Genomic DNA, 24,360 nt, shown 5'->3' with positions numbered 1-24,360 from the left:
GGGGTGTTTAACGGACGTTGTAGGATTTGCGGATCGGCGCGCCGTTGCGCTCGATCTCGATCTCGATGCGGCTGGAGTCCTTCAGCTTCGAGTAGATCTCCAGCGCCTTCTCGGGGCTGTTCATGTCGAAGCCGTTGATGCGGCGGATGACGTCACCGTTCTGGACGCCGATCTTCGAATAGATGCTGTCCGGGCGGATGGAGAACAGCTTGAAGCCCACCGCCTGGCCGTCCTTGAAGGCGGGCACGATGCGCGCCTGCATCGCCACGTCGTTGAGGTTGCTCAACGTCTTGTCGATCTCCGCCTTGGGGACTTCGTACTCGTTCTCACCCGTGGACTTGATGCCGTTGCCCAGGCTGTTGGGCGTGGTGGCGGCGGGCGTGGCCGTGGGGGGCGGGGTGTAGGCGGCGACGGCGCCGTCACCGGGCTGCCCGTCGATGAACTCGCGGCGGCCGTTGTTGTTGATGATGACGCGCTCGCGTTCGATCTCCATGATCGTGGCGCCCATCAGGTTGTTGCCGATCATGTACGTCTGCGACCGCTGGGTGGTCATGTCCTGGATGGACGCGAAGGACCAGTCCGGGTTGGCCGCGACGAGCGTGCCCAGCAGCTTCACGCGCAGGCCGCTCTTGGACGGCGGGGCGTTGGCGTCGAACTCCGGCGCCGTGGGCTCCTTCACCGCGACCTCCGGCTCCGGGAGCTTCACGCCGGTGAGGCGCGACAGGCGCTCCGCGTCGATGGTGGCGAGGCCGCTGTCCGCGGCGTGGGTGCGCTGCGCGACGCGGGCGGGAGCCTCGGACGCGGGCGCGGGGGAGATGGAGGATTCAACGAACAGGTTCACCGTGCGCGCCGCCAGGAGGGCGACGAGCAGGATGAACAACAGGTTCACGCTCCAGAAGTACTTGCGAAAGAAGAGTTCCATCACGCTTCCGGGAGAAAGCCAGCCCCACATGGGACCTTGAGCAAGGCAGGTGCCATCGCTGGGCGGGCGTCAAACCCACGACTTACGGCCAAGTCCTTGAAATTATTTCGGAATAGGACGGAGCCCCGGCCAGGTGGGCAGCCGGGACAGGACGTCGGGACAAATTGTCAAAAGCTGGCGGGGGCCGGTGTGACGGCCTGTCAGTCCGCGCTGGTGGGGGAGGGGGGCCCCGAGGGGGCGGCCGGGGCCACGTCCGGGCCGCCCTGCTCGCGCTCCAGCTTGCGGTAGATGGTGCGCGCGGCGATGCCCAGCAGGCGGGCGGCGAGCGTCTTGTCGCCCCGGGTGTGGCGCAGGGTCTCGTGGATGACGCGCCTTTCAATCTCCTCCATGGGCGTCCCGATGGGGATGACGAGCTGACCGGCCGAGCCCAGCGGCCCCTTGCGCACGGACTCCGGCAGGTCGCTGGCCTCCAGCACGTCCGTGCGGGCCAGCACCACGGCGCGCTCCACGGCGTGCTCCAGTTCGCGCACGTTGCCGGGCCACGCGTAGTTCTCCAGCACGTTCAGCGCGTCCGGGGAGAAGCCGCGCAGCACCTTGCCGTTCTTCGCGGAGAAGCGGCGCAGGAAGGCCTCCGCCAGGAGCGGGATGTCCTCGCGACGCGAGGCGAGCGCGGGCACGCGGATCTCCACCACGTGCAGTCGGTAGTAGAGGTCCTCGCGGAAGCGCCCTTCGGCGACCTCCTTCTGCAGGTCCTTGTTGGTGGCGGCGACGAGCCGCACGTCCACCTTCACCGTCTGCGTGCCGCCCAGCCGCTCCAGCTCTCCCTCCTGGAGCACGCGCAAGAGCTTCACCTGCGCGGAGAGGGGCATCTCGCCCACCTCGTCCAGGAAGAGCGTGCCGCCGTGGGCGCGCTCGAAGCGGCCCTCGCGCCGGGTGACGGCGCCGGTGTACGCGCCGCGCTCCACGCCGAAGAGCTCCGCCTCCAGGATGCTCTCCGGGATGGCGCCGCAGTTGACGGCGATGAAGGACTGCTTCGCCCGGGCGGAGTGCTCGTGCAGCGCGCGGGCGGCCAGCTCCTTGCCGGTGCCGGATTCGCCCAGGAGCAGCACCGTGGCGGTGGAGGGCGCCGCCTGGCGGATGGTGTCCAGCATGGCGCGGAAGGCGGGGGACTGGCCCACCATGGCGCGGCCGCCGGCGGGGTTGATCTCCGCGAGCTTCGCCTTGAGGGAGGTGTTCTCCTGGACGAGCGCCTGCTTCTCCAGCGCCTTCTGCACCGCCTTCACCAGGGCGTGGCGCTTGAGGGGCTTGGTGATGAAGTCGTAGGCGCCGTCCTTCATGGCCGCCACGGCCGTCTCCACCGTGCCGTAGGCGGTCATCAGCACCACCTCCACGTCCGGGCGGATGGCGCGGCTGGCTTTGAGCAGCTCCTGGCCGTCCATGCCGGGCATCATCAGGTCGGTGACCATGACGCTGACCTCGGGGCGCCGGAGCAGCTCCAGCGCCTCCGTGCCCTGCGCGGCGGTCAGCGTGGCGAAGCCTTCCCGCTGGAAGATGCGGGCGACGGAATCAAGGTTGGCGCGGTCGTCGTCGACGACCAGGACCGTGGGAGATGTCATGGGAGTGCGGGGCCTCTCTCAACACCGCCCTGCAATCCCCATTCCCTTCAGGCCTGCTCTTCGTCCGGTTCCATGGGGCCGCCGCCCATGCGGCCGATGTCCTCGCGGCGCACATTGTCCACGTTGAAGCGCCGGGCGCTGGCCAGCATGCGGCTCACGGTGGCGTCGAAGGTGGGAGGGGGGCCGTCCTTGCGGAAGCGCAGGAAGTTGAGCCGGGCCACGACGAAGTTCTTGAGGTAGGGGCTCTGGAGGCCGCGCTCCTTGAGGGCGGAGACGATGGCCACCACCGCGTCGTCCAGCTCCAGCAGCCGCTCCGCCTGGGCGTCGCGCACGGCGATGGCCTCCGGCAGCGGCACGTCCTGGAAGCCGTCCACCACCTTGACGAAGGGGTGGTAGGCGCCCGCGGAGAAGCGGGGGCGCTTCTCGTAGGCGGCGCCCAGGGTGAGGAAGGAGGGCTCCTCGAAGAGGTGGGCGAAGGCGGACTCCTTGCCCGGGCGGTTCGCGCCCACGAGCCCGCGCGCCATGCGGATGACCTCCAGCGAGCGCTCCTTCAGGTTGTGGGCCTTCTCCGTGTTGAGGGCCAGGATTTGAAAGGCCACGTCCTCTTCGGGCAGCAGCAGCGCGACGATGGACTTCGCGCCCAGCATCTTGCTGGCGTTGAGGCGGTGGTTGCCGTTGGGCGTCCAGTAGTGGCCCTCCACGCGCACGGCGATGACGGGATCCAGGAAGCGATCCAACCGCTCCATCGCGGTGGCGAGCCGCTTGACGTGGGGCTCGGACAGGTCGCGCTGGTAGGGCGTGGGCTCCACCTTGTCGATGGGGAGCACCGCGAAGACGACGGGGTGGCCGCCCAAGGGGTCGCGGTAGACGGAGAGCACCTCGCCGCCGTCCTCGCGCACCGCCTGGAGGAGGGCTTCGGGGAAGGCCACGGCCTCGCTCGCCACCTCGTGGGGGCCCAGGCCCCGCGACCTCGGTTCGGCCTTCTTGCGGCGCGGCTTGCGCGGCGTGGCCGACTTCGACTTCGCGGGGGCGGACCTGCGGGCGGACTTCGCGGCCATGCGGACGGACCTCGTACCGTGAGGAAGAGGCCCGCCAGCGTAGGCGACCGGACGGGGCTGACTACGCGCCCGACACGGTGAGCTGTCGGAAGCGGACAGTGGGCGCGCCCACGCTGCCGCCGCGGAACTGGAGGTCGCTGCCCACCGCGTCCACGTCCTTCAACATCTGGAGGAGGTGGCCCGCGACGGTGACCTCCTGTACCGGGTGCGTCAGCTCACCGTTTTCAATCCAAAGGCCGTTGGCCCCGCAGGACATGTCCCCGGACACCGGATCCGCGCCGTGGCCCAGGAGGGCGGTGACGTAGAGGCCCTGGGGCACCTCCCGGATGAGCTCCTCCGGCGTCTTCGTGCCCTTCTCCAGGTAGAGATTGGTGGTGCCGATGCCCGGCAGCGCGCTGTAGCCGCGCGACGCGTTGCCCGTGGTGCGCGCCTTCGCCTTGCGCGCGGTGAAGGCGTCGTAGAGGAAGCCGGACAGCACGCCCTGATCAATGATGGGCGTGCGGCGGGTGGGGACGCCCTCGCCGTCGAAGGGCGCGGTGGCCAGGCCCCGGGGCAACAGGCCGTCGTCCACCAGCGAGACGTGCTTGCCGGCCAGCCGCTTGCCCACGTGGGGCGCGAGCACGCTGGACTGCTGGTACACGGCGTTGCCGTTGGCGGCCTGGGACAGGTTGCCCACGAAGCTCGCGGCCACCAGCGGGTCGAACACCACCGGCACCTGCTGCGTCTTCACCGGCTTCGCACCCAGCATGCGCACGGCGCGCTTCGTGGCCTCTCGGCCGATGGACTCGGGCGACTCCAGGTCGTCCAGGAAGCGCTTGTAGTCCAGCCAGTAGCCCGTCTGGAGCTGCCCGTCCTGCGACGCCACCGGCACCGCGACCAGGTACACGTACGTACCGGAGTAGCCGCCGGACGCGCCCTCGCTGGACGCGAGGTACACCTCCGCCACGAAGTCGCCCGCGGACACGGAGTCGAACGTGGCCACGCGCGCGTCCTGCGCCCGGCCCGCGCGCTCCGCCTCCAGCGCCGCGTTGATCTTCCAGTCCCCGGGCAGGTTCGCGACCTTCGGGTCGAAGAGAGCGCCGGTGTCCCCGCGCTTGCCCAGGTCCTTCGCGCCGGGCAGGCCGTTGAGCTTGTTGGGCGCGGCGGCCTCCGCCAGTTGCACGGCCAGGTCCACCACGCGCTCCAGCCCCGCGGTGGTGAAGTCGGACGTGTACGCGAAGCCCAGCCGGTCCTTCACGATGACCCGCACGCCCACGCCCTTGCTGGTGGCCTCCGTGAGGTCCTCAATCTGCCCTTCGCGGACGCGCACGCTGCTCTGGCGGCCCACCTCCAGGTACGCCTCCGCCTGCTTCGCGCCCTTCTTCACGGCGCGCTGGACGATCTTCTTCGCGAGCTGTTCGTAGTTCACGGTGTCCTCAGCCGACCTTCGTTCCGCCCACGGTGACGTTGTCGATGCGCACGGTGGGCAGGCCCACCCCCACGGGCAGCATCTGCCCGTCCTTCACGCAGACGCCCATGCCGGGGTCCGGCATGGGGTCGCAGCCCACGCGGCTGATGTTCTTCAGCGCCTCCGGCCCCACGCCAATCAGGATGGCGTTCTTCACCGGGCGGCCCAGCTTCCCGTCTTCAATCTGGTAGGCCTCGCTGACCTCGAAGACGAAGTTGCCGTTGCTGATGTCCACCTGACCGCCGCCGAAGGTGGCGCAGTACAGCCCGCGCTTCACCTCCTTGAGGATGTCCTCCGGCGCGTGGTCCCCGGGCGCCAGGAAGGTGTTCGTCATGCGCGGCAGGGGCAGGCTCTTGAACGAGTCCCGCCGGCCGCTGCCCGTGGAGCGCTGGTTCATCAGCTTCGCGTTGAGCTGATCATAGAGGTAGCCCTTGAGGACGCCGTTCTCGATGAGGACCTTGCGCTCGCCCGGCACGCCCTCGTCGTCGATGTTGATGGAGCCGCGCGCGCTGGACACCGTGCCGTCGTCGATGACCGTCACCAGGTCGGAGGCCACCTTCTCCCCCAGCTTGCCCGCGAACAGCGAGGTGCCCTTGCGGATGAAGTCCGCCTCCAGGCCGTGGCCCACCGCTTCGTGCAGCAGGATGCCGCTCCAGCCCGGCGCCAGCACCACCGTCTGCGGCCCCGCCACGCAGTCCACCGCGCCCAGCGTGGCGATGGCCTGCCGCGCGGCCTCCTCCGCCACGGACTCCGGCGTCACGCCGTCCCAGTAGCTGAAGGACACCCGGCCGCCGCTGCCGTACATGCCCGTGCGCCGCTCGCCGCCCTTGCCCAGCGCCACCACGTGCACGCTCAGGCGGGACTGGTCCTGCGTGTCCTCGCTGAAGCGGCCGGAGGTGTTGGCCACCGCGATGCGCCGGGTCTGATCCACGTAGGACGCGTTCACCTGCTGGATGCGCGAGTCGAAGGCGCGGGCGGCGGCGTTGGCGCGGGTGAGCAGCGCCGTCTTGCGCGCCACCGCCACGTCCTCCAGCGGCTGGGCGACGCGGTAGTGGCTGGGCACCGGCACGCGCTTGACGGGGTAGGCGCGCTCGGAGCCGCCGCCCTGGGCAATCATCGCCGCGGTGCGCGCGGCGCGGACGAGCGCGGCGTCGTCCCAGTCGTCGGAATAGGCGTAGCCCACCTTGGCCCCGGCGATGACCCGCACGCCCACGCCCTGCACCAGGCCCACCTGCGCGCTGCGGATGCGCTCCTCCTCCAGCACCACGGCGGTGGTGGACGTGCGCTCCACGTACACCTCCGCGAAGTCCGCGCCCCGGCCCATGGCTTCCGCCAGCAGACGTTCCAGCAGACCCGGGGGCAGGAGCGGGGAGGCGGCCGCCTGCCGTGCCGCCGGAGGGGCGAGCTGGGCGGGACGGGCGCGCCGGGAGGAGGCGAGGACTCGGGGCATGGCGGGGCTCGTGGCGCTGGAGGAAGCGGGAATGGAGGAAACCTACATCGGAGACGGGATGGCGTGCGGGCCAACGAACCGGAACGGGCCCGTCTTCCCTGAAAGGAACGGTGGGAGCGCATTCCCACCGTGCGGTGAGCGCTCTAAGATGCTGGCCGCTTCAACCTGGACCCACCCATGCCTCCTCGCCGTCCATCACCGTCATCGCGTTCGGGTACCGGCCGTTCGGCCGGGGGCGCGACGGCGGATCGCCGACCCAAACCTCCCGCGGGGGGCGGCTCTCGCCGCGTGTCCGCCGTGCCGGATGAAGACTGGTCCGCGCCCGAGTCGGGCGAGGACAGCCAGGACGGAGGAGACCCGGAGCTGTACGGCGACGCGGAGCCCGTGCGTTCGCGCACCGGCGAGACGCGGGTGGCATCCATTGAGAACCTGCGTCCGGAGGAGGAGGAGCCCGCCGAGGAGGAGGACAACTCCGAGACGACGCGCGCCGGCCCGCCGGTGATGATGCTGGTGCTGGACGGCGTCGACAAGGGACGCAAGAAGCGCTTCAAGGGCGTGCGCATGGTGGTGGGGCGCAGCAAGGACTGCGACTTCGCCCTGGGCGACCAGACCGTGTCCCGCCGCCACCTGGAGCTCGTCTACGGCGAGAGCGGCGTGGTGATGCGCGACCTGGGCGGCATTTCCGGCACCCAGGTGAACGACCAGAAGGTCGACGAGTGCATCCTCAAGCACGGGGATGAGATCTCCGTGGGCAAGACGCGCCTGCGCTTCGTGGACGAGGGCGAACTCATCAAGGAGATGCGCGCCAAGGCCGAGTCCGGCGAGGCGGATGAGAAGAAGGAGGAAAAGAAGGAGGAGAAGAAGGACCCGCGCCTGGATGAGAAGACCAACGCGAACTACAAGCTCGCGGACCTCATGCGCGACGAGAAGGCGCGCAAGACGGGCGTGCCCCGCCCGCGCCCGGTGCGCTCGCCGGCGCGCGAGGGCTTCCGGCCGACCTTCAAGATGAAGGTGGGCGCGGCCGTGGGCGGCCTGGTCCTGCTGCTGCTCATCGCGGGCCTGGCGATGTCCGGCGGGAACAAGCCGCCGCCCAAGCCGCCCGTGGACCCCAACCAGGCGCGCGCCCAGGAGCTGATGCAGCGCGCGCGCGACAAGGTGCGCGACGGCGAATACCCGGACGCGGTGCGCTTCGCCCAGGAGGCGGAGAAGCTGCGCGTGGGCATCGACGTGGACGGCGTGGCCAAGGCGGCGCAGCAGCTGCAGGACATTCTGGACTCGTTCCAGGCGGTCCGCGGGCTGATGGCGGAGAACCGCTACACGGACGCCCGGGCGAAGCTGACCGCCACGCCGCAGGGCACCGCGCGCACGGACGAGGAGCGCAAGAAGCTGGAGGAGGAGCTGGAGTCGCGGGAGCAGGCGTACACGCTCGGCCTGGTGGAGGCGGCGCTGACGGAGCGCCGGCCGGACGACGCGCGCACCCTCATCGCGGAGCTGCCGCAGAGCACGCGCTCCCTCTACGAAGAGAAGCTCAAGGAGCTGGAGGCGCTGCTCGCCAAGGAGGCGCAGCAGGCCGCGCGGCAGGCGGGCATCCGGCAGGCGGTGGCGGCGGAGAACGCCAAGCAGCGCCGCGCGGAGTTCGTGGCGGAGGCCTTCCAGGACGTGGAGCGCCGCTTCAACGGCGGGGACTTCCAGCGCGCGACGCTGGAGGTGGACCGGGTGATGGACAAGTACCGCTCGGAGGCGGACATCCAGGCCCGCGCGCGCAACCTGAAGAAGCTCATCCCCCAGTTCCGCTCCGCCTTCGAGGAGGGCCAGAAGAAGTACGAGAACAACTCGCTGGAGGCGTCCGTGAAGCCGCTGCGCCGCGCGGCGGACGTGTACCGGCAGATCGGCTTCGCGGGCTCGCTGGGGGACACGCTCGACAACGAGCTGGCGTCCGCGTCCGTGGCCGCGGGGCAGGCGGCCTTCAAGCGCAAGGAGTTCCCGCTGGCGGGCCGCAGCTTCCGCGAGGCGCTGCGCCTCAACCCGGGGGACTCGCGCGCCCGCGACGGCCTGGACGAGCTGCAGAAGAAGGTGGAGGAGCTGTACCTGTCGGCGTACATCGCTCGCGACCGCGACCCCGCCATGGCGAAGGAGCAGTTCAAGATCGTCATCGAGGCGTCCGCGGACGGCGCGGACGTGAAGCGCAAGGCGGAGATGGCGCTGAGCGAGCTGCAGAAGGCCGACGGTTCGTAGCGCGAAGCGTGAAGCCGGGGGCCGCCGCGCGTGGGATGGGGCGGGCGGCCTCCTCATGGATTCCCGTCACCCCTGTCGTCGTGCGCGGTCTGGAGACACTGGATGAACGAGTCGTCGTTGCGTGAGCTGGGCATGGACCTGTTCGAGGAGCGCCAGTTCGAGCGCGCCCTCGCCGTCTTCGCGGAGGCCGTTCGCCGCGTGCCCGCCGACCACCGCTCGCGCATGCTGGCGTCCCGGTGTCTGGCGGAGCTGGGCGAGCGCGAGCGCGCCGTCACCGCGTACCACGCGTGCGCGGAGGGGCTCCTGCGCCGCGACTACCTCCTCTCCGCCATGGCCGCGTGCAAGCTGGCCCTGGAGCTGTCGCCGAACGAGCGGCGCCTGAAGGAGACGCTCTTCCGCGTGCACTCGCGCGCCGCGCGCAGCGCCCCGGGCCGCGCCGCCGTGCCGCCGCCCTTGCCGCCGGAGCACCTGTACGACGGCAAGGTGGACACGGACCTGATGGGGCTGGTGGGCGAGGAGCTGTCCAACCGCGCCATCGAAGTGCTGGCCGCGCCGGACACGGGGGGCAACGCGGATCCGCAGAGCCGTCCGCCCCTGCCGCTGTTCGCGGACCTGGACCGGGACGCGTTCCTGGACCTGGTGGGGCGCATGGTGTGGCGCACCATCAAGCCGGAGGAGGTCATCAGCCGCGAGGGCGAGCCGGACGACCACCTGCACGTGCTCGTCGCCGGCAAGGCGGAGGTGACGCGCAGGACGGACGGCGAGGACCGCACCCTGGGCTTCCTGGGCGGCGGCTCCATCTTCGGAGAGCTGGCGCTGCTCACGGGCGCGCCGCCCACCGCGACGGTGACGGCGGTGTCGGACTCGGAGGTCTTCGAAATCCGCCGCGAGCACCTCAACGCGGTGGCGAAGAGCCACCCGGCGGTGCCGCAGTTGCTGGCGGACTTCGCGCAGCAGCGCATGATGCGCAACCTGATGGCGAACTCGCCGCTGTTCCAGCAGCTGCCGGAGTCCGAGCGGGGCGCCTTCTTCCAGCGCTTCACCTTCCGCGCGCTCCAGCCCGGGGAGAAGGTCCTGGTGGAGGGCGAGTACTCTCAGGGCCTCTTCCTGGTGCTGGCCGGTGAGATGACGGTGCAGAAGGAGGACCCGGCGGGCGGAATGGTGACGCTGGGCGTGCTGCGCGAGGGCGACGTGGCGGGAGAGATTTCGCTCCTCACGGGCCTGCGGGCCACGGCCACGGTGACGGTGACGCGCAAGACGGCGGCGGGGTGGCTCAAGCGCGAGGCCTTCCAGGAGCTGGTGAAGACCTTCCCCAACATCCGCACGTACCTGGAGCAGCTGTCCGACCGGCGGCTGAAGCAGATTGGCGAGGCGCTGCGTCCGCTGGAGATCATCGACGCGGACGACATGATGCTGGAGCCGGAGACCGGGGCCGCCTGAGATGGTGCTGACTCGAGCCCGGGTGCTGAGCGGCATGGCGGCGGTGGTCGCCGCGGCGCTGGTGCTGTTCTTCTGGCCGCGTGAGGAGCCGGGCGTGAAGGACGCCGTCACCCGGCGCATCATCGCGATGACGCGCTCGGCGGAGGAGAAGAACGTCGGCGAGGTGATGGAGGGCGTGTCCGAGCGCTTCAAGACGACGGAAGGCTGGAGCAAGCAGGACGTGCGCGGCATCCTGACCGCGCAGGTGCTGCGCGGCCAGTGGGTCCGCATCTTCACCACCGATATCGACGTGCACGAGGTGTCACCCACCCAGGGTGACTTCCAGGCGCGCTTCATCTTCGGCCGCTCGCAGGCGGACAAGCTGGAGGACCTGGCGAAGGAGAGCGTCCTCAACGCCTATTCCATCGAGGGCACCTTCGAGAAGGAGGCCGACGGGGAGTGGCGCGTGGTGAAGGCGAAGCAGCGCCGGTTGGACCCCTCGGAGCTGCTCTAGCCGTTACTGCTGGAAGAGCGGCCCGGCCTCGTTGAGCCAGGCCTTGGCCATGGCGGGCTGCCCGCTGGTCTCCAGGCGCTTCTTGATGTCGTTGGCGCGCGTGGCCAGCTGATCCACCGGCGCGCCCTGGGCGCGGGCGCGCACGAGCGCGAAGTAGTGCTGCTGGCATCCGGCGGCGAACTCGCCCTGGGCGAAGAGCAGCTCACCCAGCGCCGCGTACGCCTCCGGCATGCTGCCCGCGCCGCTGTCCGGGGCCACGGCGGTGAGCAGCGTCCGCGCGCCTTCGAAGTCCTTGCGCGCGAGCAGCAGCGCCCCCTTGGCGTACTGCGCCCGCGCCAGCCCCACGCCGCGCGCGGAGAGCGCCTTGTCGTATGCCGCGAGCGCGTCGTCCTGCCGGCCCGCCGCCTCCATCACGCCGCCGCGCGCGAGCCAGTACCGGTCATCCCGATCCAACGCGGGCACCTCCTTGCCGTCCGCCGTCCGCGCCTTCACCTCGCGGAAGGTCTTCTCGTAGGCGTCCAGCATCGCCAGCGCGCCCTCGCCGTCGCCCTGGGCCTGGAGCAGGCGCGCGCCCTCCAGCGTCAGCAGGGGCGCGGTGGGCCGCTTCGCCGCCGCCGCCTCGAAGGCCTGACGGGCCTCCGGAGCGCGCTTCACCGCGAGCGCGCGGCCCCGGGTGAAGAGGGCGTAGTGCTCATCCGGCCAGGCCTTGAGCGCCGCGTCCACGTGCGTGAGCGCCTGGTCCGGAGCGCCCTTCGCCAGCGCGACCTCCGCCTGCGCCACCTCCATGCGGGCCTGGAGCGTGGGCGTCAGGTCCTTGGCGCGCGCGCGCACCTCGTCCAGCGTCGCCTGCACGCCATCCGGGGGCTGTCCCGCGTACAGCCGCGCCAGCGCGGACGTCACCTTCGACAGCAGGTGGTCCGGGTTCGCGGTGGTGGCGCGCGAGAAGGCCTCCACGGCCTGGGGGAACATCCCCTCGTCGAGCAGCGCTTCACCGTAGGCCGTGGAGAAGCGCGGATCCTTCCACGCCCCTTCCGCCGCGCGGGCGAAGGACTGGCGGGCCTCCGAGAGCCGCCCCTGCTTCTGCAGCAGCAGCGCCTGCGCCAGCGTCAGCTTGGGGCTGTTGGCGCCCTGGGCCTTTAATTCCTCCAGCAGCTTCTGCGCCTCCGCCGTCTGGCCCGCGCCCACGAGCAGCAGGGCCCGCGCGCCGTAGCGCTCACCGGAGCGCGAGCCCAGCGCCTCCGCGCGCTCCAGCTGTTCGCGCGCCTTCGCGTCCGCGCCCGGCTGGTGGTGGGTGAGCCACAGCTCCGCCTGGAGGTCCGCGGCCAGCGCCCGCGCGTCTCGCGAGTCCGGCGCGAGCGCGAAGAGGGCCTCCAGGTTCTGCTGCGCCATGGCCAGGTCGCTGGGGTTGCCCCTCAGGAACGCGGCGCGCGCCGTGCGCAGGTGGGCGTCCACCTCCTGCTGGACCTGTCCGCGGTGGACGAACCACGCCACGGCGGCCGCGAGCAGCACGGCGACGACGCCAATCTGGGCAAGGGCGCTGCCCAGCCCCTCGCGACGCTTCCAGTCACCGCGGCCCGACGTTTCCATGGGGGTGGCCTCACGCGCAAAGATTGAAGATTTTCAGACAGTTATGCGAAGTAGGACGGGCATGGACAGATAGGTCCGGCCCCCCGGGGTGTCAACGGGTGGGGGCAGCACGCACGCGCGGGTGGAACACCCCGGAGGCACGCCATGGCCGTGTACACGACACTTCCCCCCGAGGCCTTCACCCACGTGGCGGACGCCTACGGCCTGGGGGCGGTGCGCTCCATCACGCCCATCCCGCAGGGCTCCATCAACACCAACCACCGGCTGGAGACGGACGCGGGCCGCGTCTTCGTGCGCCACACGACGGTGCGCTCGTCGGACGACCTGCGCTTCGAGGCGTCCCTGCTGGAGCACCTGGCCCGCGCGCGCTTCCCCGCGCCCGTGCTGCTGGTGCCGCCGGGGGCCACGCCGTTCCTGGACCTGCACGGCGGACGGATCAGCGTCTTCCGGTGGCTCTCCGGGGAGGAGTTCACCCGCGACCGCCTCACGCCGGACGTGCTGGAGCGGCTGGGCGCGGAGCTGGGCAAGCTGCACCAGGTGACGCAGTCCTTCAGCGGCACGCGCGCGAACCCCTACGGCCAGGGCGTGGTGAAGGGCTGGCTCGACAGGCTGGCCCAGCGGCCGGAGCCGGAGCTCGTGTCGGTGGCGGCGGAGCTGGAGGGGTTGCTCGCCCGCGCGGAACACGAGCGCCAGGGGCTGGAGCCCCGGGGCGTCATCCACGCGGACCTCTTCCTGGACAACGTGAAGTGGCTGGCCGACCGCGTGGGCGCCTTCTTCGACTTCGAGATGGCCTGCGTGGAGGCGTACACGCTGGACGTGGCCATCACCCTCAACGCGTGGTGCTTCGAGGGGACGTACCAGCCGGAGCTGTGCCAGGCGCTCCTGCGCGGCTACCAGGACGTCCGGCCGCTGGCGGACGTGGAGAAGCGGGCGCTGTACGGCCACGCCCTCTACGGCGCGGTGCGCTTCACCACCAGCCGCATCCGCGACTACCACCTGTCCCCGCTGGGCGCGGACAAGCTCGCGCCCAAGGACTTCCGCACCTACCTGGCGCGGGCGCGGGCCCTGGACGGGATGGGCCCGGCGGGACTTCAGGCGCTCGTGGGACTGTGACGCGCTAGATGCCGGAGAGGATCTTCCACTCGCCGTCGACCTTCTGGAACACCATCTGCTCCAGCTCCGAGTCCTGCTGGGGCCGGGCGTTGAGGCCGGGCATGCGCCAGGACGCGTTCCAGTAGTAGATGGCGAGCGCGAGGTTGTCCTCTTCGCGGAACTCCACGCGGCGGATGTTGAAGTCCACCTTGGGGTTCTGCAGCTTCTGGAAGAGGGCCTGGAGGTGGGGCCCCAGGTTGGCGGCGGTGAGGTCGTCCGCCGTGTCCTCGGTGCCGCCGTCGTCGCGGAACTTCGGGGACACCAGCGCCTGGATGGCCTTCGCGTCGCGGGCCTCCAGGGCGGCGCGGTAGCGCTCCATCACGGAGAGGATGGCACGGGTGTCGTCGGTGTCTTCCAGCTCCGTGCCGGGGATGCGCTTCGGGGCGCACGCGGCCAGGAGGAAGACGGCGCAGAGGGCGAGGAAGCGGTTGTGCATGGCGGGGCCTTACGGGTTCAACCGCATTTGTGTCAACCCATTCCCAGGCCCCGCCGCCCTCCGTGCGCTTTGACTATTTGGCGCGGATGACTTCAGCGATGAAGCGGTTGAGCACGGGCAGCTCGCCGTCGAGGATCTTCAGCCCTTCCGTCTTGATGAGGGGCTCCGCGATCATCGCCACGGGCTTGAGCAGGAAGGGCACCTTGAGCGAGAGCTCGCCGTCCATCTTGCGCTCCGTCTGGCCATTGCCCAGGTCGCGCAGCTTCAGCACGCCCGTGTTCACCAGCATCTTGGAGATGGTGTGGGACGTGGGCGTGTTGGTGAACGTGAGCTGCTTGGTGCGCTTGTCGTAGGTGGACGTCTCGATGAAGGCGAACCACTCCGGCGACACCTTCTTGGGGCCCACGGAGGAGATGACGGGCTTGGGGCGGTAGCGCACCTTGCGGTGCACGCGGTCACCGTCGTTGCGCACCTCCAGGGGCTGCAGCTCCAGCAGCACGCCGTGGTGCTGGAGGAGGAACGGGAAGTAGCGCTCGTCCAGGAGCGCGCGCTCCACCTCGTCCACCGTCCCCTGGATGTACTGTGTCTTCTCGAAGTGCATGCCCCATCCACCTTTCCGTCAATGCGTGAATCGCTGTCGCAGGGGCCCGCGTCTAGCGGAAAGCCTGACGCGGCACCAGGGGCCCGCGAAAGGTCGTCTGCTCGAAGTCACATCGCTCCTGCCACTCGGAGGCCGCCGCGCGGAAGGCGGCCCCGTAGTCCGGCAGCGCCCCCACTTCATGCCGCACGGCGCCGCAGTCGCCCGCCAGGTAGGCGGCCTCGATTTTCAGCCGCGTGGCCTCCCGGCGGATGGCCTCCGGGAGCGCGGTGTCCGCCAGGGCGCGCTGGAGCTGCTCGCCCGCGAGCGCCGGGGCCCCCACCTGGTGCAGGCGCCGTCCCAGCAGGTAGCGCAGCCACGGGTCCTGGGGCGAGGCGAGGAGGGCGCGGTCGAGCAGCAGCAGGCGCAGCTCCTCCCGCGGCGCGCGGAAGTACGCGTCGATGGGAGCGCGGCGCGACGGCGTCTCCAGCGCGGCCAGCTTCACCTGGGCGGTGCGCGTCACCTCCGGCCCCGGGTCCAGCGCGAGCGCGGCCTGGAGGAAGGCGCGCGAGCCCTCCACGTCCTCCAGGTGCAGGGCCACGTCGGCGCGGGCCACGGCCACGTCGGCGGCGAGCGTGGGCCGGTCCTTCACCTGCTCCGCGAGCGAGGCCAGCACCTTCGCCGCGTCGGGCGCGCGCTCCAGGGCGTCCAGGGCCGCGGCCTGGCCCAGCTGGAAGGACGGCTCCTCCGGCTGGAGCGCCGCGGCGCGCTGGTAGCGCTCGAGCGCGTCCTGCGGGTCGCTCGCGAGCGCGTCGCGGGCGGACTCCGACAGGCGGGCCACCTCGCGGGCGCAGGCGCGGGAGAAGAGGCTGCCCGTGCGGAAGCGCGCGAAGGCCCGCGCGAGCGTGGACGCGTCCAGGGGCAGCGCGTCCAGGGTGCGCTCCCACTCGGTGACGAGCTCGTCCAGGGGCCGGCCGTAGGCCTCGTTGAAGTCCGCGTGCGCGTAGACGGCGCGCAGCCGGTCCGCGCCATACGTGTCCGCCAGGTAGCGCAGGAACGAGCCCGCCACGGTGTACGCGCGCGCCGGGGCGGACTGGTAGAAGCCCTTGGGCCCCATGAGGTCGCGCATGTCCGGCGCCAGCCCCTGCCGGCGCATGCCCGCGGCCCACTGGTGCAGGGTGAGCTCGCCCTGCACGGGGTCGTCCGCTGCCACCGCCAGCCCTTCAATCACGCCCATCAGCGGCCACACGCCCAGCCGGGTGGTGACGCGGAAGAAGCCGGAGCCCGCGGGGCCCGCCATGACGTGCGCCAGCTCGTGGTGGAGCGTGGAGTGGGGGAAGGGCTTGTCCTGGATGTGCAGCTCCGTGCGCCAGGGCTTGGCGAACTGGGTGCGGCCGGCGCCCACCAGCTTCTGTTTCTCCTCCTCGGAGCGGTAGAGCCACACGCGCACGCGCTCCGTGGGGGCCACGCCCAGGAAGCGCGACGTCTGGGCGTAGCGGAACTCCAGGTCGCGTGCCATCCGGTCCACGTCCTCGCGGGCCTTGCCGCGCGGGTAGTGCAGGACGAAGTGCGCCGTCTCCCGCACGCCGCCCAGCTGCTCCGCCAGGTACGCGTCGCTCATCCGCAGGCCCAGCTGGGGCGCGTGGAGTTCCAGATAAGTGATGCCCAGGGCGCAGGGGAGCACCAGCCCCAGCAGGCCGCCGACGCGCGCCCCTTGCCGCGCCAGCCGCCCGGTGCGCACGTCCAGGAACGCCAGGGCGAGCCCCGCGAAGACGCCCACCCACAGGAGCGTCTCCAGGCGGAACCAGCCGAGCGCGGCCGTCAGCTGGAGGGCCTCGTCGTAGAGCGGGCCGGGCAGGTGGCCCAGGAAGACGTTGAAGGCGAACACCTGGGGCCCGAAGACGATGGGCCACACCGTCACCGCCAGTGAGGCAAGGAGGAGCAGGGCGTACAACCCCGCCGCGCTCCGGGGGCGGGCGGTCGCGAAGCCCAGGAACACGCCGGCCGCGGACGCCAGCAGGGCGGAGGGGACGGTGAGCAGGGGGTAGAAGCCGGCCAGCTCGAAGGGGTCGCACGCGGTGCGCAGGCGGGCGAAGAGCAGGGCGCACACGAAGGGGGGGACCAGCACCCCCAGGTTCAGGACGACGCTGGCGCCCAGGGCGCGGCCCACGGCGGTTCCGGGCAGGGCGGACGCTTCCGCCGAGGCGGGCCGGGGGGAGGCGCCGGTGAGGATGCGGCGCTCCTGGGCGGCGGCGGCGATGCCCGTTCCTCCTCCGAGCAGGCCGACGGCGATGGACAGGGCCAGGCCCAGCTCGAAGCCGGGCACCCCGAAAAGCGGGAGGAGGACGAGGGCCGCCCCCCCACCGCCGAGCAGCAGCACGATGGCCAGGACGGCCGGACGGCCCAACAGAGCGCGGGCACGGGGGAGGACTTGCCGCATGGCGTCCCCTATACTCCCCGGCCGCATGTCCGAACAGAAGAGCGGATCCGAACTGCGCACCCACGGTCGTGCGCCCATCGAGCTGAAGGTCGACTACAAGAAGCTCAATTCGTTCTTCGCCGACTACACGAAGAACATCAGCAAGGGCGGCACGTTCATCAAGACGAAGAAGCCACTGCCCATCGGCACGCGCTTCCTCTTCAAGCTGACGGTGCCGCACCGGGAGGCACCCTTCGAGCTGCTGGGCGAGGTCGTCTGGTCCAAGGCCGACGCGGAGGAGCCCGGCATGGGCATCCGCTTCATCTACAGCAGCGAGTCACAGCGCGTGGACTTCGAGACGCTGGTGGAGCGGCTCATGTCCGACAGCCTGGGCTCCGAGCTGACCGAGAAGCTGCTCAACAAGCCCCTGCACCCCCAGCACCCGTCATGAAGACGCGGACGCGCCTCACGTTCGTTCTGGCGGCGCTGGCCTTCGTGGGCGGCGCGTGTCAGGAAGCGCCCGCCGCGCCTCCGAAGCCCGCCGCGCCCGCTCCGGCGCGGCCGAAGTCGAAGGACGTGGCTGCGGAGGACTACGTGATGCCGACCCTGCCGCGCGCGCACGTGCGGCTGAAGGATGCCTACGGAGGAGTGCACCGCGTGGAGGTGGAGGTGGCCGCCACGGGGGAGTCGCGCACGCGCGGGCTCATGTGGCGCAAGTCGCTGCCCGCCGGGCAGGGCATGCTCTTCCTCTTCCCGGACGAGGACGTGCGCGGCTTCTGGATGCGCAACACGCTCATCCCCCTGGACATGCTGTTCATCACGTCCGAGGGCCGCGTCGTGGGCATCATCGAGAACGCGGAGCCGCGCACGCTGACGAACCGCACGGTGGGCATCCCCAGCCAGTACGTGCTGGAGGTGCCGGGCGGCTGGTGCCAGAAGAACGGCATCGTCCGCGGCGGCACCGCGGAGTTCGAGGGCGTGAGCACCATCCCCATCACGCCGTGACACACCGGGGACCGGTGACGCGCGGTTGTCGCGCGTCCGGCCCTCCCGTGATGAAGAAGTGACGCGCTGCTCAAGGCAGCGCCACGCTTCCTCCGCAGGATGCGCGCCGCGCGTGACCGACCTGACCGTGGGCGGCCGCGTGCGCCACCTTCTGGAGGATGCACTGCATGGCTTCTCGTCTGATGGGCCGCGCCACCGGCGCGATGCTCCTGCTTGGCACCGCGACGTGGGTGGGCTGTGAGGGAGCGCAGGGCCCCGCGGGGGCGGACGGCGCCAAGGGCCAGGATGGGCAGGACGGTCAGGACGGCGTCCAGGGACCGACGGGTGACCCGGGCGCTCCGGGCCCCGGCACGCAGGGACAGCCCGGGCCGGGCGCCACGGCGCGAGCCCCGGGCGTGGAGTCCGGCACGCCGCTGTCGTCCGTCATCGCCGTGACGTTCCGGGGGGACCTGGGCACGGGCGCGACCAACGTGGCCGAGTACGTGAAGGCCCGCGTGGAGCAGGTCGTCACGGGGAAGCTGCCCTCGCCGCTGGTGTTCCCGCTGTCGTCCGCGTCCACGGATACGGTCCGCTCGGTGCCAGGGCTGTATCCGACCACGGTCATCAAGTGGATGGATCCGTTGGCCTTCGCGAAGGGTGGGGCGCGCTTCGGCGCGAACGTGGACTACATCGCGTTCTTCGGGGACGGCTGGTCCCAGGACGGGCGCGCGCCGCAGTACCACGGGCAGGGCGCGGCCGGCTGGATGTGGATCAACCACGAGTACGTCTCCGGCACGAAGCCCCGCGTGGGCACGGCGCCCATCGGTCAGCACCTGGACTTCGCGCGCTTCCTGCGCAACACGGGCGCGCTCTCCAACACGGTGGCGGACGGCACGTCGTGGCAGGCGGACGCGCTCGTCTCCTACAACCGCGAATGGAAGAAGCAGGTGGGCGGCACCTGGATGCGCGTGGTGCAGGACCCCGCGACGGGCGGCTGGGCGGTGGACCGCAACGCGGCCAACGTGCGTTACGACGCCTCCAGCGCCACCCTGGCGAAGGTGGTGGGCGTGACGCTCTCCGGGGAAGAGCATGACGACTCCGGCGCGGCGCTGGCGGCGGGCGTGGTGCCCGGCACGCACTCGAACTGCTCCGGTGGCCAGACGCCGTGGGGCACGGTCATCGTCGGCGAGGAGAACGTCCAGGGCGTCTACGGCGACCCGGAAGCCGCGCTGTGGACGGGGAAGAACGACTGGATTCCGGCGGCCCCTGGCTTCGCGCCGGGCGCTCCGCTCGCGCCCGATTTCTCGGCGCCGGCGGAGGGGGACATGATCAGCGGGGACCGCAACTCCGCGCACTTGAAGGACGGCTACGGCTACCTGACGGAGGTGGATCCGGGGCAGCCAGCGGACCTCTGGTACGGCAAGGACGCGGCGAAGCCGGGCGCGGGCCACCGCAAGCTGGGCGTGATGGGGCGCGCGCACTGGGAGAACGCCAGCTTCGTGGTGGACGCGGACTGGAAGCTGCTCGCGAACCAGCCCGTCGTCATCTACGGCGGTGATGACCGGCGCGGCGGACGCATCTTCAAGTTCGTGTCGCAGGGGAAGTACACGCCCGGGATGACGCAGGCGCAGGTGCGCGCGCTGCTGGACGCGGGCACGCTCTACGTGGCGCACTTCGCGGGCCTGGACAACGCGACGGGCGACACGCTGGTGGGCGGTGTGGTGCCCACGGACGCGGCGCCGGGCCACGGCCGGTGGATCCAGCTGGGCCTGGACAGCACCGACCTGGCTCCGAACGGAGAGGCCTTCGGTCGGCCGACGCTCCAGGTGGGCGCGGCGCTGCGTGACGCGAACCACAACGCGATGGGTGGCTTCGTCAACGACGACCAGGTGCGCAAGCTGCTGTGGACGGCGGCGAACAAGGTGGGCGTGATGGAGCTCAACCGCCCCGAGGACACGGAGTGGAACCCGAAGGACCCCAGCGGCACGCCGCTGCTCTACGTGGCCTTCACCGAGCACGGCGACCCCACGGCGTTGGATCAGCAGGGACGGGTGGCCACGGCCGCGCTGCAGGACGGCGTCTGGGTGAAGAAGGAGCGCGGCGCGCAGGACAACCGCGCGGTGGACAAGGTGGGCTCCCTCTTCGCCATTCGGGAGGCGGATCCGGCGGCGCCCGCGGGCTCGCGCACGTTCGACTTCTTCCGCGTGTGGAAGGGTGAGGCGGCGGCCACCAGCGCGGCGCCGGAGTTCGCGGCGGCCAAGCCGGACAACATCGTCATCGACCGCGAGGGCGGCGTGTGGTTCGGCACGGACGGCAACTTCGGCGTCAACAAGGTCGCGGACGGCGTCTTCTACCTGGACCAGGCGCCCGCGCATCGCGGCAGCCCGTACTTCCGCAAGGCGTTCCGCGTCCTGTCCATGCCGAGCGACGCGGAGGCCACGGGCCCGGCGTTCAACTCGGACATGACCAGCCTGTTCGTCAGCGTCCAGCACCCGGGCGAGGACAGCTTCAGCGTCTGGCCGTAGTCCCTTACCGATGATCCGTGACGGAGGCCTGCGCATGCGTTCTTCCCAGCTCGATGGGGTGCGGGGCCCCGTCTTCATCGTCCTGACGTTGGGGGCCTTCGCCGCGGCGGCGGGCGTGTGGCGGCTGCGCACGCCCGCCGAAGTAGCGGCTCCGTTTGATCCGCTCGCGCAGGCGCTGGCGGCGGGCAGCCGCGTGGCCAACCGGGAGGCCCCGGTGCCGTCCATGTGTTACACGAAGACGGCCGGGGTCTCGAACCCGTGCTGGACGTGTCACACGGGCGGCGTCGGCAACAACGTGATGGCGGATGCCTCGCTGCAGGCGGAGTACGCCTTCAGCGACGTGGGCCTCACGAACCACTGGACGAACCTCTTCACGGATCGGACGCGGGCCATCGCGTCCATCTCCGAGGAGGAGGTGCTCGAGTACATCCGCGAGGACAACTACACGCCGTTGCGAAGCGCGCTCCTGGGGCGTGCGGGGGGATACGAGGGCTGGGTTCCGGACCTGGACCTGACGCAGGGCTTCGACGCGGAGGGCTTCGCGCGGGACGGCAGTGGCTGGCGGGCCGTGCGCTACAAGCCCTTCCTGGGCACGTTCTGGCCCACCAACGGCAGCACGGACGACGTCTACGTCCGGCTACCGGAAGCCTTCCGGAAGGATGCGAAGGGGCAGCCGTCGCGCGAGGTGTATCGCCTCAACCTCGCGGTGCTGGAGGCGGCGATGACGGTGGACCCCGGCCTCCTGGACGTGAAGGCCGCGCGCCGCCGCGTGGAGCCGGTGGACGAGCGCGTGGGAGGCGTGGACCTGGACGGGGACGGGGTCTTGTCTCCCGGCGTGGAGCGCGTGCACGGGTTGCCGGCGCATTACGCGGGGAGCGCGGCGGACGTGCGAGTGCGGCGGTACACGTATCCCAGGGGCACGGAGTTCCTGCACACCGTGCGCTACGTGGATCCGGAGGCACCCGCGCTCATGTCCACGCGGATGAAGGAGCTGCGCTATTCGCGCAAGGACGAGGAACCGGCGGACGACCGGGTGCGAAACTTCTACGCGGAGGAGCAGGAGAAGAAGGTGCGCGGTCGGCTTCCCGCGTTTCCGGGCACGCCGGAGCTGGGGTTGATCAACGAGTTCGGCTGGCGCCTGCAGGGCTTCATCGAGGACGCGAAGGGACGGCTGCGCCTCCAGACGTTGGAGGAGCACGTCTACTGCATGGGCTGCCACACGAACCTGGGAGTGACTGTGGACCAGACCTTCGCGTTCCCACGCAAGGTGCCGGGGCGTGAGGGATGGCGGACCCAGGACCTGCGAGGCCTGCCAGATGTTCCGCAGGCGGGGCACGCCGCTCCGGAGACCGCGACGTACTTCGAGCGCGTGCAGGGCGGCGATGAGTTCCGCGCGAACGAGGAGCTGCTCACGCGCTTCTTCCCAGGTGGAGTGCTGGACCTGCCCGCGGTGCGCCGCGCGGCGCCGGGAGGGGACCGCGACCTCGCCTGGCTGGTGACGCCATCAAGGGCGCGCGCGCTCCAACTCGACAAGGCCTACTGGACGCTGGTGCGGGAGCAGGCGTTCGCGCTGGGGCGGGACACGCTGCTAGCGCCGCCCGCCAACGTGCACCGCGCGGTGGAGAACGGCTCCACCGAGCTGGAGGCCACGGGCCGCCTCTACACCGACGGACGGCTGCACCTCGCGTGGGAGTAGGCCGAGATTGGCGACGCGACCGACTTCACGGCCTCGGACCTGACCCGCGAATTGCTGCTTCGCGTTAGGCGCAGCGAGCGCTTCCGGCTTCCCGCGCATCCAGGCTCGCCGCCTTCCGCCCGATGCGCCTCAACTGGTCCAACTGTCGGACCAGTTGCCCCGGCCCGGATGGCGGCACCCCGGCACAGCCCAGCCATGGCGAGTGCTGCGTCAGACCTGACGGGGCGCGGTCAGCCCAACTGGTCCGACAGTCGGACCAGTTCGTGAGGCGCGCCTCCGGCAGGGAGCCTGCGTCGGGTTCTCACTTCCCAGCAATGTGGGCAAACCTCGGGGCCGAGGGCTGACAGCATGCCGCGCCGTGTTGGACGGCTCCGACGGACAGCTGCGCCGCACCTGGGCATGGGCGCAGCCGGGTTACTTCACCGTGCCCGGCTGGAACAGGAACGTGCTGGTGTGCGTCTGCGCGGAGACGGCCTTCACGCGCTTGCGCAGGGCCGCGGCGACGGCGGACAGCTCCGCGGGGTGGGGGTGGGCGGACAGCCCGTGGTGGTCCACCGCCGCGAGGCTCAGCGTCACCGGCACCGTGTTGCCCGCCGCGTCTGTCGCGGTGAAGCCTCCGCGCCGCAGGTCCTCCGGACCGTAGAGCGGCACCTTCTCCGCGTCGAAGCGCTGGCAGAGCGTGCGCAACACCTCCGGCGCCACCGCGTCCGGACACACGAGCACGAAGTCGTCGCCGCCCACGTGGCCCAGGTTCGAGCCCTCCGGCAGCAGGTGCAGGCACTCCGACAACACGCTCGCCGTGTAGCGGATCACCCGGTCGCCCTGGAGGAACCCGTAGCGGTCGTTGTACGCCTCGAAGTGATCCAGGTCCGCGTAGATGACCGTGAACGCGCTGCCCTGGAGCGCGGCGCGGATCCACCGCTCAATCATCCGGCTGCCGGGCAGGTCCGTGAGCGGATGCGCCCCCGTCGCCGCGTGCTGCTCCAGGTCCGAGGCCCGCGCGATGAGCTGCTTCATCGTCACCGTGCCCAGGAAGTGGCCCTTCGCGTCCGTCACCACCACCGGGTCGTAGACGGACTCGGGCGAACGGCGCATCGCCATGCGCGCCAGCGCCGTGATGGCCGTCGCGTCCTCCACCACCATCAGCGCCTCGCGCGGCCCCTCCGGGAGCGCGGACGCCGCGCTGACGGCGGCCCCCCCGAAGCGCGCGTAGAAGCTCCGCCGCGTCACCACCGCGTGCGGCTGCTCTCCGTCCAGCAGCACGACGTGGTCCTCGCCCGGCGTGCGGCGGAAGAGCCGGTCCAGCTCCACTGCCTGCGCCGTCACCGGAGCGCACGGCGGACGGATGATCATGCTGCCCACCGTCTCGTCGTCCTCGTGCTCACGGTGGTGCAGGGCGCGGATGGCCTCGCGGCAGCGCTCCGCGAAGTCCGCGCCCGGCCGCTGCGGGGAGCTCACGGGCCGCGCCAGCAGGTAGCCCTGCGCGTGCCGGATGCCCAGGCGCAAAAGGACGGCCAGCTCGTTCCACGTCTCCACGCCCTCGGCGATGAGCACCGCGTCCACGCGCTGCGCGAAGGCGACCAGCGACTTCACCAGGTGCTGCCGGTACGTGTGCAGGTGGATGTCCCGCACCAGCGCCTGATCCAGCTTGATGAAGTCCGGCGCGCTGTGCACCAGCGTCACCAGGCCCGAGTGTCCCGCGCCGAAGTCGTCCAGCGCGATGCCGAAGCCCTGCTCCGCGTACCGCCGCGCGAGCATGCGCAGCTGCTCCGTGTCCTCGAACGTGCTGCGCTCGGTGATCTCCAGCACCAGCTGCTGGGGACTCAGGCCGTGCTGACGCAGCAGCTCCAGCGTGGACGCGCCGCCAAAGCGCTCGTCGCTCAGCACGTCCGGGCTGACGTTGAAGAAGAAGGGCCCGCGCCGCTGCGCCTCCGGCAACGTGGCGATGCGGCGCACCGCAGCGGTCCAGCACGCGCGCTCCAGCTCGAAGGTGAAGCCCTCCACGCGCGCGCGGTTGAACAACTCGTTGGGGGACTCCACCGGGCCCAGGCCTCGCGACAGAACCTCGTGGCCAAGCACCTCGCCGCTGAGCAGATCGACGATGGGCTGGAAGACGGTGGCGACCCTCGGCTCATCTCCGTTCCACAGCCAGGGGGGTGGCGGTGCGGGCTTGCTGGGGGAGGGCAGGCTCATGACTCCCGAAATGTACCGCGCTCTGGCGCAAGCTTCAGGCCCCCCCGACCACTCGGCAGGTCCAACATCGAAAACGGACGCTTGCCGCGGGGCCTCCCGGGGGCCCGGGACGGGAGGGCCCTGACAGCCT

At 71.1% G+C, this 24,360-nt stretch carries 18 protein-coding genes; 8 read left to right on the top strand and 10 right to left on the bottom strand.

What is annotated here, in order from left to right:
• Positions 1-7 precede the first annotated feature (7 nt).
• From gspC to AABA78_RS02815, 5 genes are all read right to left on the bottom strand, one after another.
• Positions 8-922 (bottom strand): type II secretion system protein GspC, encoded by a 915-nt coding sequence (gspC, locus tag AABA78_RS02835; RefSeq protein ID WP_171421953.1) that lies wholly within the window; start codon positions 920-922, stop codon positions 8-10.
• A gap of 200 nt (positions 923-1,122) precedes the next feature.
• Positions 1,123-2,538 carry a sigma-54-dependent transcriptional regulator gene (locus tag AABA78_RS02830; RefSeq protein ID WP_338261510.1) on the bottom strand — a complete coding sequence of 472 codons (1,416 nt, stop codon included), beginning with the start codon at positions 2,536-2,538 and terminating at the stop codon, positions 1,123-1,125.
• Positions 2,539-2,585: 47 nt separating this feature from the next.
• Positions 2,586-3,596, bottom strand: coding sequence for a ParB N-terminal domain-containing protein (locus AABA78_RS02825; protein ID WP_338261509.1), 1,011 nt, complete (start codon positions 3,594-3,596; stop codon positions 2,586-2,588).
• 61 nt (positions 3,597-3,657) lie between these two features.
• Positions 3,658-5,004: a TldD/PmbA family protein gene (locus AABA78_RS02820; protein WP_338261508.1), complete on the bottom strand. Its 1,347-nt coding sequence runs from the start codon at positions 5,002-5,004 to the stop codon at positions 3,658-3,660.
• A gap of 7 nt (positions 5,005-5,011) precedes the next feature.
• The gene (locus AABA78_RS02815; protein WP_338261507.1) at positions 5,012-6,493 is read right to left on the bottom strand and encodes a TldD/PmbA family protein; all 1,482 of its coding nucleotides are present in this window, start codon (positions 6,491-6,493) and stop codon (positions 5,012-5,014) included.
• A 288-nt stretch (positions 6,494-6,781) separates the two neighbouring features.
• Here AABA78_RS02815 and AABA78_RS02810 point away from each other — a divergent pair, with 288 nt between their 5' ends.
• From AABA78_RS02810 to AABA78_RS02800, 3 genes are all read left to right on the top strand, one after another.
• Positions 6,782-8,728 carry an FHA domain-containing protein gene (locus AABA78_RS02810; RefSeq protein WP_338261506.1) on the top strand — a complete coding sequence of 649 codons (1,947 nt, stop codon included), beginning with the start codon at positions 6,782-6,784 and terminating at the stop codon, positions 8,726-8,728.
• Between the two features lie 102 nt (positions 8,729-8,830).
• Positions 8,831-10,168 carry a cyclic nucleotide-binding domain-containing protein gene (locus tag AABA78_RS02805; protein WP_171414225.1) on the top strand — a complete coding sequence of 446 codons (1,338 nt, stop codon included), beginning with the start codon at positions 8,831-8,833 and terminating at the stop codon, positions 10,166-10,168.
• Between the two features lies 1 nt (position 10,169).
• A complete protein-coding gene (locus tag AABA78_RS02800; RefSeq protein WP_171414224.1) occupies positions 10,170-10,661 on the top strand; it encodes a hypothetical protein in 492 nt (163 codons plus the stop codon).
• A 3-nt stretch (positions 10,662-10,664) separates the two neighbouring features.
• Here the strand turns inward: AABA78_RS02800 and AABA78_RS02795 are convergent, their stop codons facing one another.
• Positions 10,665-12,248, bottom strand: a complete 1,584-nt coding sequence (locus tag AABA78_RS02795; RefSeq protein WP_338261505.1) for a tetratricopeptide repeat protein — start codon at positions 12,246-12,248, stop codon at positions 10,665-10,667.
• 144 nt (positions 12,249-12,392) lie between these two features.
• Here AABA78_RS02795 and AABA78_RS02790 point away from each other — a divergent pair, with 144 nt between their 5' ends.
• Positions 12,393-13,361: a homoserine kinase gene (locus AABA78_RS02790; protein ID WP_338261504.1), complete on the top strand. Its 969-nt coding sequence runs from the start codon at positions 12,393-12,395 to the stop codon at positions 13,359-13,361.
• A 4-nt stretch (positions 13,362-13,365) separates the two neighbouring features.
• Here AABA78_RS02790 and AABA78_RS02785 read toward each other — a convergent pair whose 3' ends face one another.
• The 3 genes from AABA78_RS02785 to AABA78_RS02775 form a co-directional block, all read right to left on the bottom strand.
• Positions 13,366-13,836, bottom strand: a complete 471-nt coding sequence (locus tag AABA78_RS02785) for a nuclear transport factor 2 family protein (RefSeq protein WP_171414221.1) — start codon at positions 13,834-13,836, stop codon at positions 13,366-13,368.
• A 73-nt stretch (positions 13,837-13,909) separates the two neighbouring features.
• Entirely contained in the window at positions 13,910-14,437 is a 528-nt protein-coding gene (locus tag AABA78_RS02780) for an SRPBCC family protein (RefSeq protein WP_171414220.1), read from the bottom strand.
• Positions 14,438-14,489: 52 nt separating this feature from the next.
• Positions 14,490-16,853, bottom strand: a complete 2,364-nt coding sequence (locus AABA78_RS02775) for a hypothetical protein (protein ID WP_338261503.1) — start codon at positions 16,851-16,853, stop codon at positions 14,490-14,492.
• A 25-nt stretch (positions 16,854-16,878) separates the two neighbouring features.
• Here AABA78_RS02775 and AABA78_RS02770 point away from each other — a divergent pair, with 25 nt between their 5' ends.
• From AABA78_RS02770 to AABA78_RS02755, 4 genes are all read left to right on the top strand, one after another.
• Positions 16,879-17,283, top strand: coding sequence for a TIGR02266 family protein (locus tag AABA78_RS02770; protein WP_120528360.1), 405 nt, complete (start codon positions 16,879-16,881; stop codon positions 17,281-17,283).
• Entirely contained in the window at positions 17,280-17,837 is a 558-nt protein-coding gene (locus AABA78_RS02765) for a DUF192 domain-containing protein (RefSeq protein ID WP_338261502.1), read from the top strand. The genes AABA78_RS02770 and AABA78_RS02765 overlap by 4 nt, the downstream gene beginning before the upstream one ends.
• Positions 17,838-18,004: 167 nt before the next feature.
• A complete protein-coding gene (locus tag AABA78_RS02760; protein ID WP_338261501.1) occupies positions 18,005-20,341 on the top strand; it encodes a PhoX family protein in 2,337 nt (778 codons plus the stop codon).
• A 34-nt stretch (positions 20,342-20,375) separates the two neighbouring features.
• On the top strand, positions 20,376-22,037 hold the full coding sequence (locus AABA78_RS02755; RefSeq protein WP_338261500.1) for an Aq_1262 family (lipo)protein: 1,662 nt from the start codon (positions 20,376-20,378) through the stop codon (positions 22,035-22,037).
• 414 nt (positions 22,038-22,451) lie between these two features.
• On the opposite strand, the gene AABA78_RS02750 is transcribed toward AABA78_RS02755, so the two are convergent.
• Positions 22,452-24,230: a bifunctional diguanylate cyclase/phosphodiesterase gene (locus AABA78_RS02750; RefSeq protein ID WP_171414215.1), complete on the bottom strand. Its 1,779-nt coding sequence runs from the start codon at positions 24,228-24,230 to the stop codon at positions 22,452-22,454.
• Positions 24,231-24,360 lie beyond the last annotated feature (130 nt).

The sequence above is a fragment of the Corallococcus caeni genome, from assembly GCF_036245865.1.
Lineage (GTDB): Bacteria > Myxococcota > Myxococcia > Myxococcales > Myxococcaceae > Corallococcus > Corallococcus caeni.
This window is presented reverse-complemented; position numbering and strand designations above follow the sequence as displayed.

Bases quoted from the DNA above. Each gene is read 5' to 3' on its own strand.
- AABA78_RS02790 (WP_338261504.1), top strand. From the start codon at position 12,393: ATGGCCGTGTACACGACACTTCCCCCCGAGGCCTTCACCCACGTGGCG.
- AABA78_RS02785 (WP_171414221.1), bottom strand. From the start codon at position 13,836: ATGCACAACCGCTTCCTCGCCCTCTGCGCCGTCTTCCTCCTGGCCGCG.
- AABA78_RS02780 (WP_171414220.1), bottom strand. From the start codon at position 14,437: ATGCACTTCGAGAAGACACAGTACATCCAGGGGACGGTGGACGAGGTG.
- AABA78_RS02805 (WP_171414225.1), top strand. From the start codon at position 8,831: ATGAACGAGTCGTCGTTGCGTGAGCTGGGCATGGACCTGTTCGAGGAG.
- AABA78_RS02760 (WP_338261501.1), top strand. From the start codon at position 18,005: ATGGCTTCTCGTCTGATGGGCCGCGCCACCGGCGCGATGCTCCTGCTT.
- AABA78_RS02765 (WP_338261502.1), top strand. From the start codon at position 17,280: ATGAAGACGCGGACGCGCCTCACGTTCGTTCTGGCGGCGCTGGCCTTC.
- AABA78_RS02815 (WP_338261507.1), bottom strand. From the start codon at position 6,493: ATGCCCCGAGTCCTCGCCTCCTCCCGGCGCGCCCGTCCCGCCCAGCTC.
- AABA78_RS02825 (WP_338261509.1), bottom strand. From the start codon at position 3,596: ATGGCCGCGAAGTCCGCCCGCAGGTCCGCCCCCGCGAAGTCGAAGTCG.
- AABA78_RS02770 (WP_120528360.1), top strand. From the start codon at position 16,879: ATGTCCGAACAGAAGAGCGGATCCGAACTGCGCACCCACGGTCGTGCG.
- gspC (WP_171421953.1), bottom strand. From the start codon at position 922: ATGGAACTCTTCTTTCGCAAGTACTTCTGGAGCGTGAACCTGTTGTTC.
- AABA78_RS02755 (WP_338261500.1), top strand. From the start codon at position 20,376: ATGCGTTCTTCCCAGCTCGATGGGGTGCGGGGCCCCGTCTTCATCGTC.
- AABA78_RS02795 (WP_338261505.1), bottom strand. From the start codon at position 12,248: ATGGAAACGTCGGGCCGCGGTGACTGGAAGCGTCGCGAGGGGCTGGGC.
- AABA78_RS02830 (WP_338261510.1), bottom strand. From the start codon at position 2,538: ATGACATCTCCCACGGTCCTGGTCGTCGACGACGACCGCGCCAACCTT.
- AABA78_RS02800 (WP_171414224.1), top strand. From the start codon at position 10,170: ATGGTGCTGACTCGAGCCCGGGTGCTGAGCGGCATGGCGGCGGTGGTC.
- AABA78_RS02750 (WP_171414215.1), bottom strand. From the start codon at position 24,230: ATGAGCCTGCCCTCCCCCAGCAAGCCCGCACCGCCACCCCCCTGGCTG.
- AABA78_RS02775 (WP_338261503.1), bottom strand. From the start codon at position 16,853: ATGCGGCAAGTCCTCCCCCGTGCCCGCGCTCTGTTGGGCCGTCCGGCC.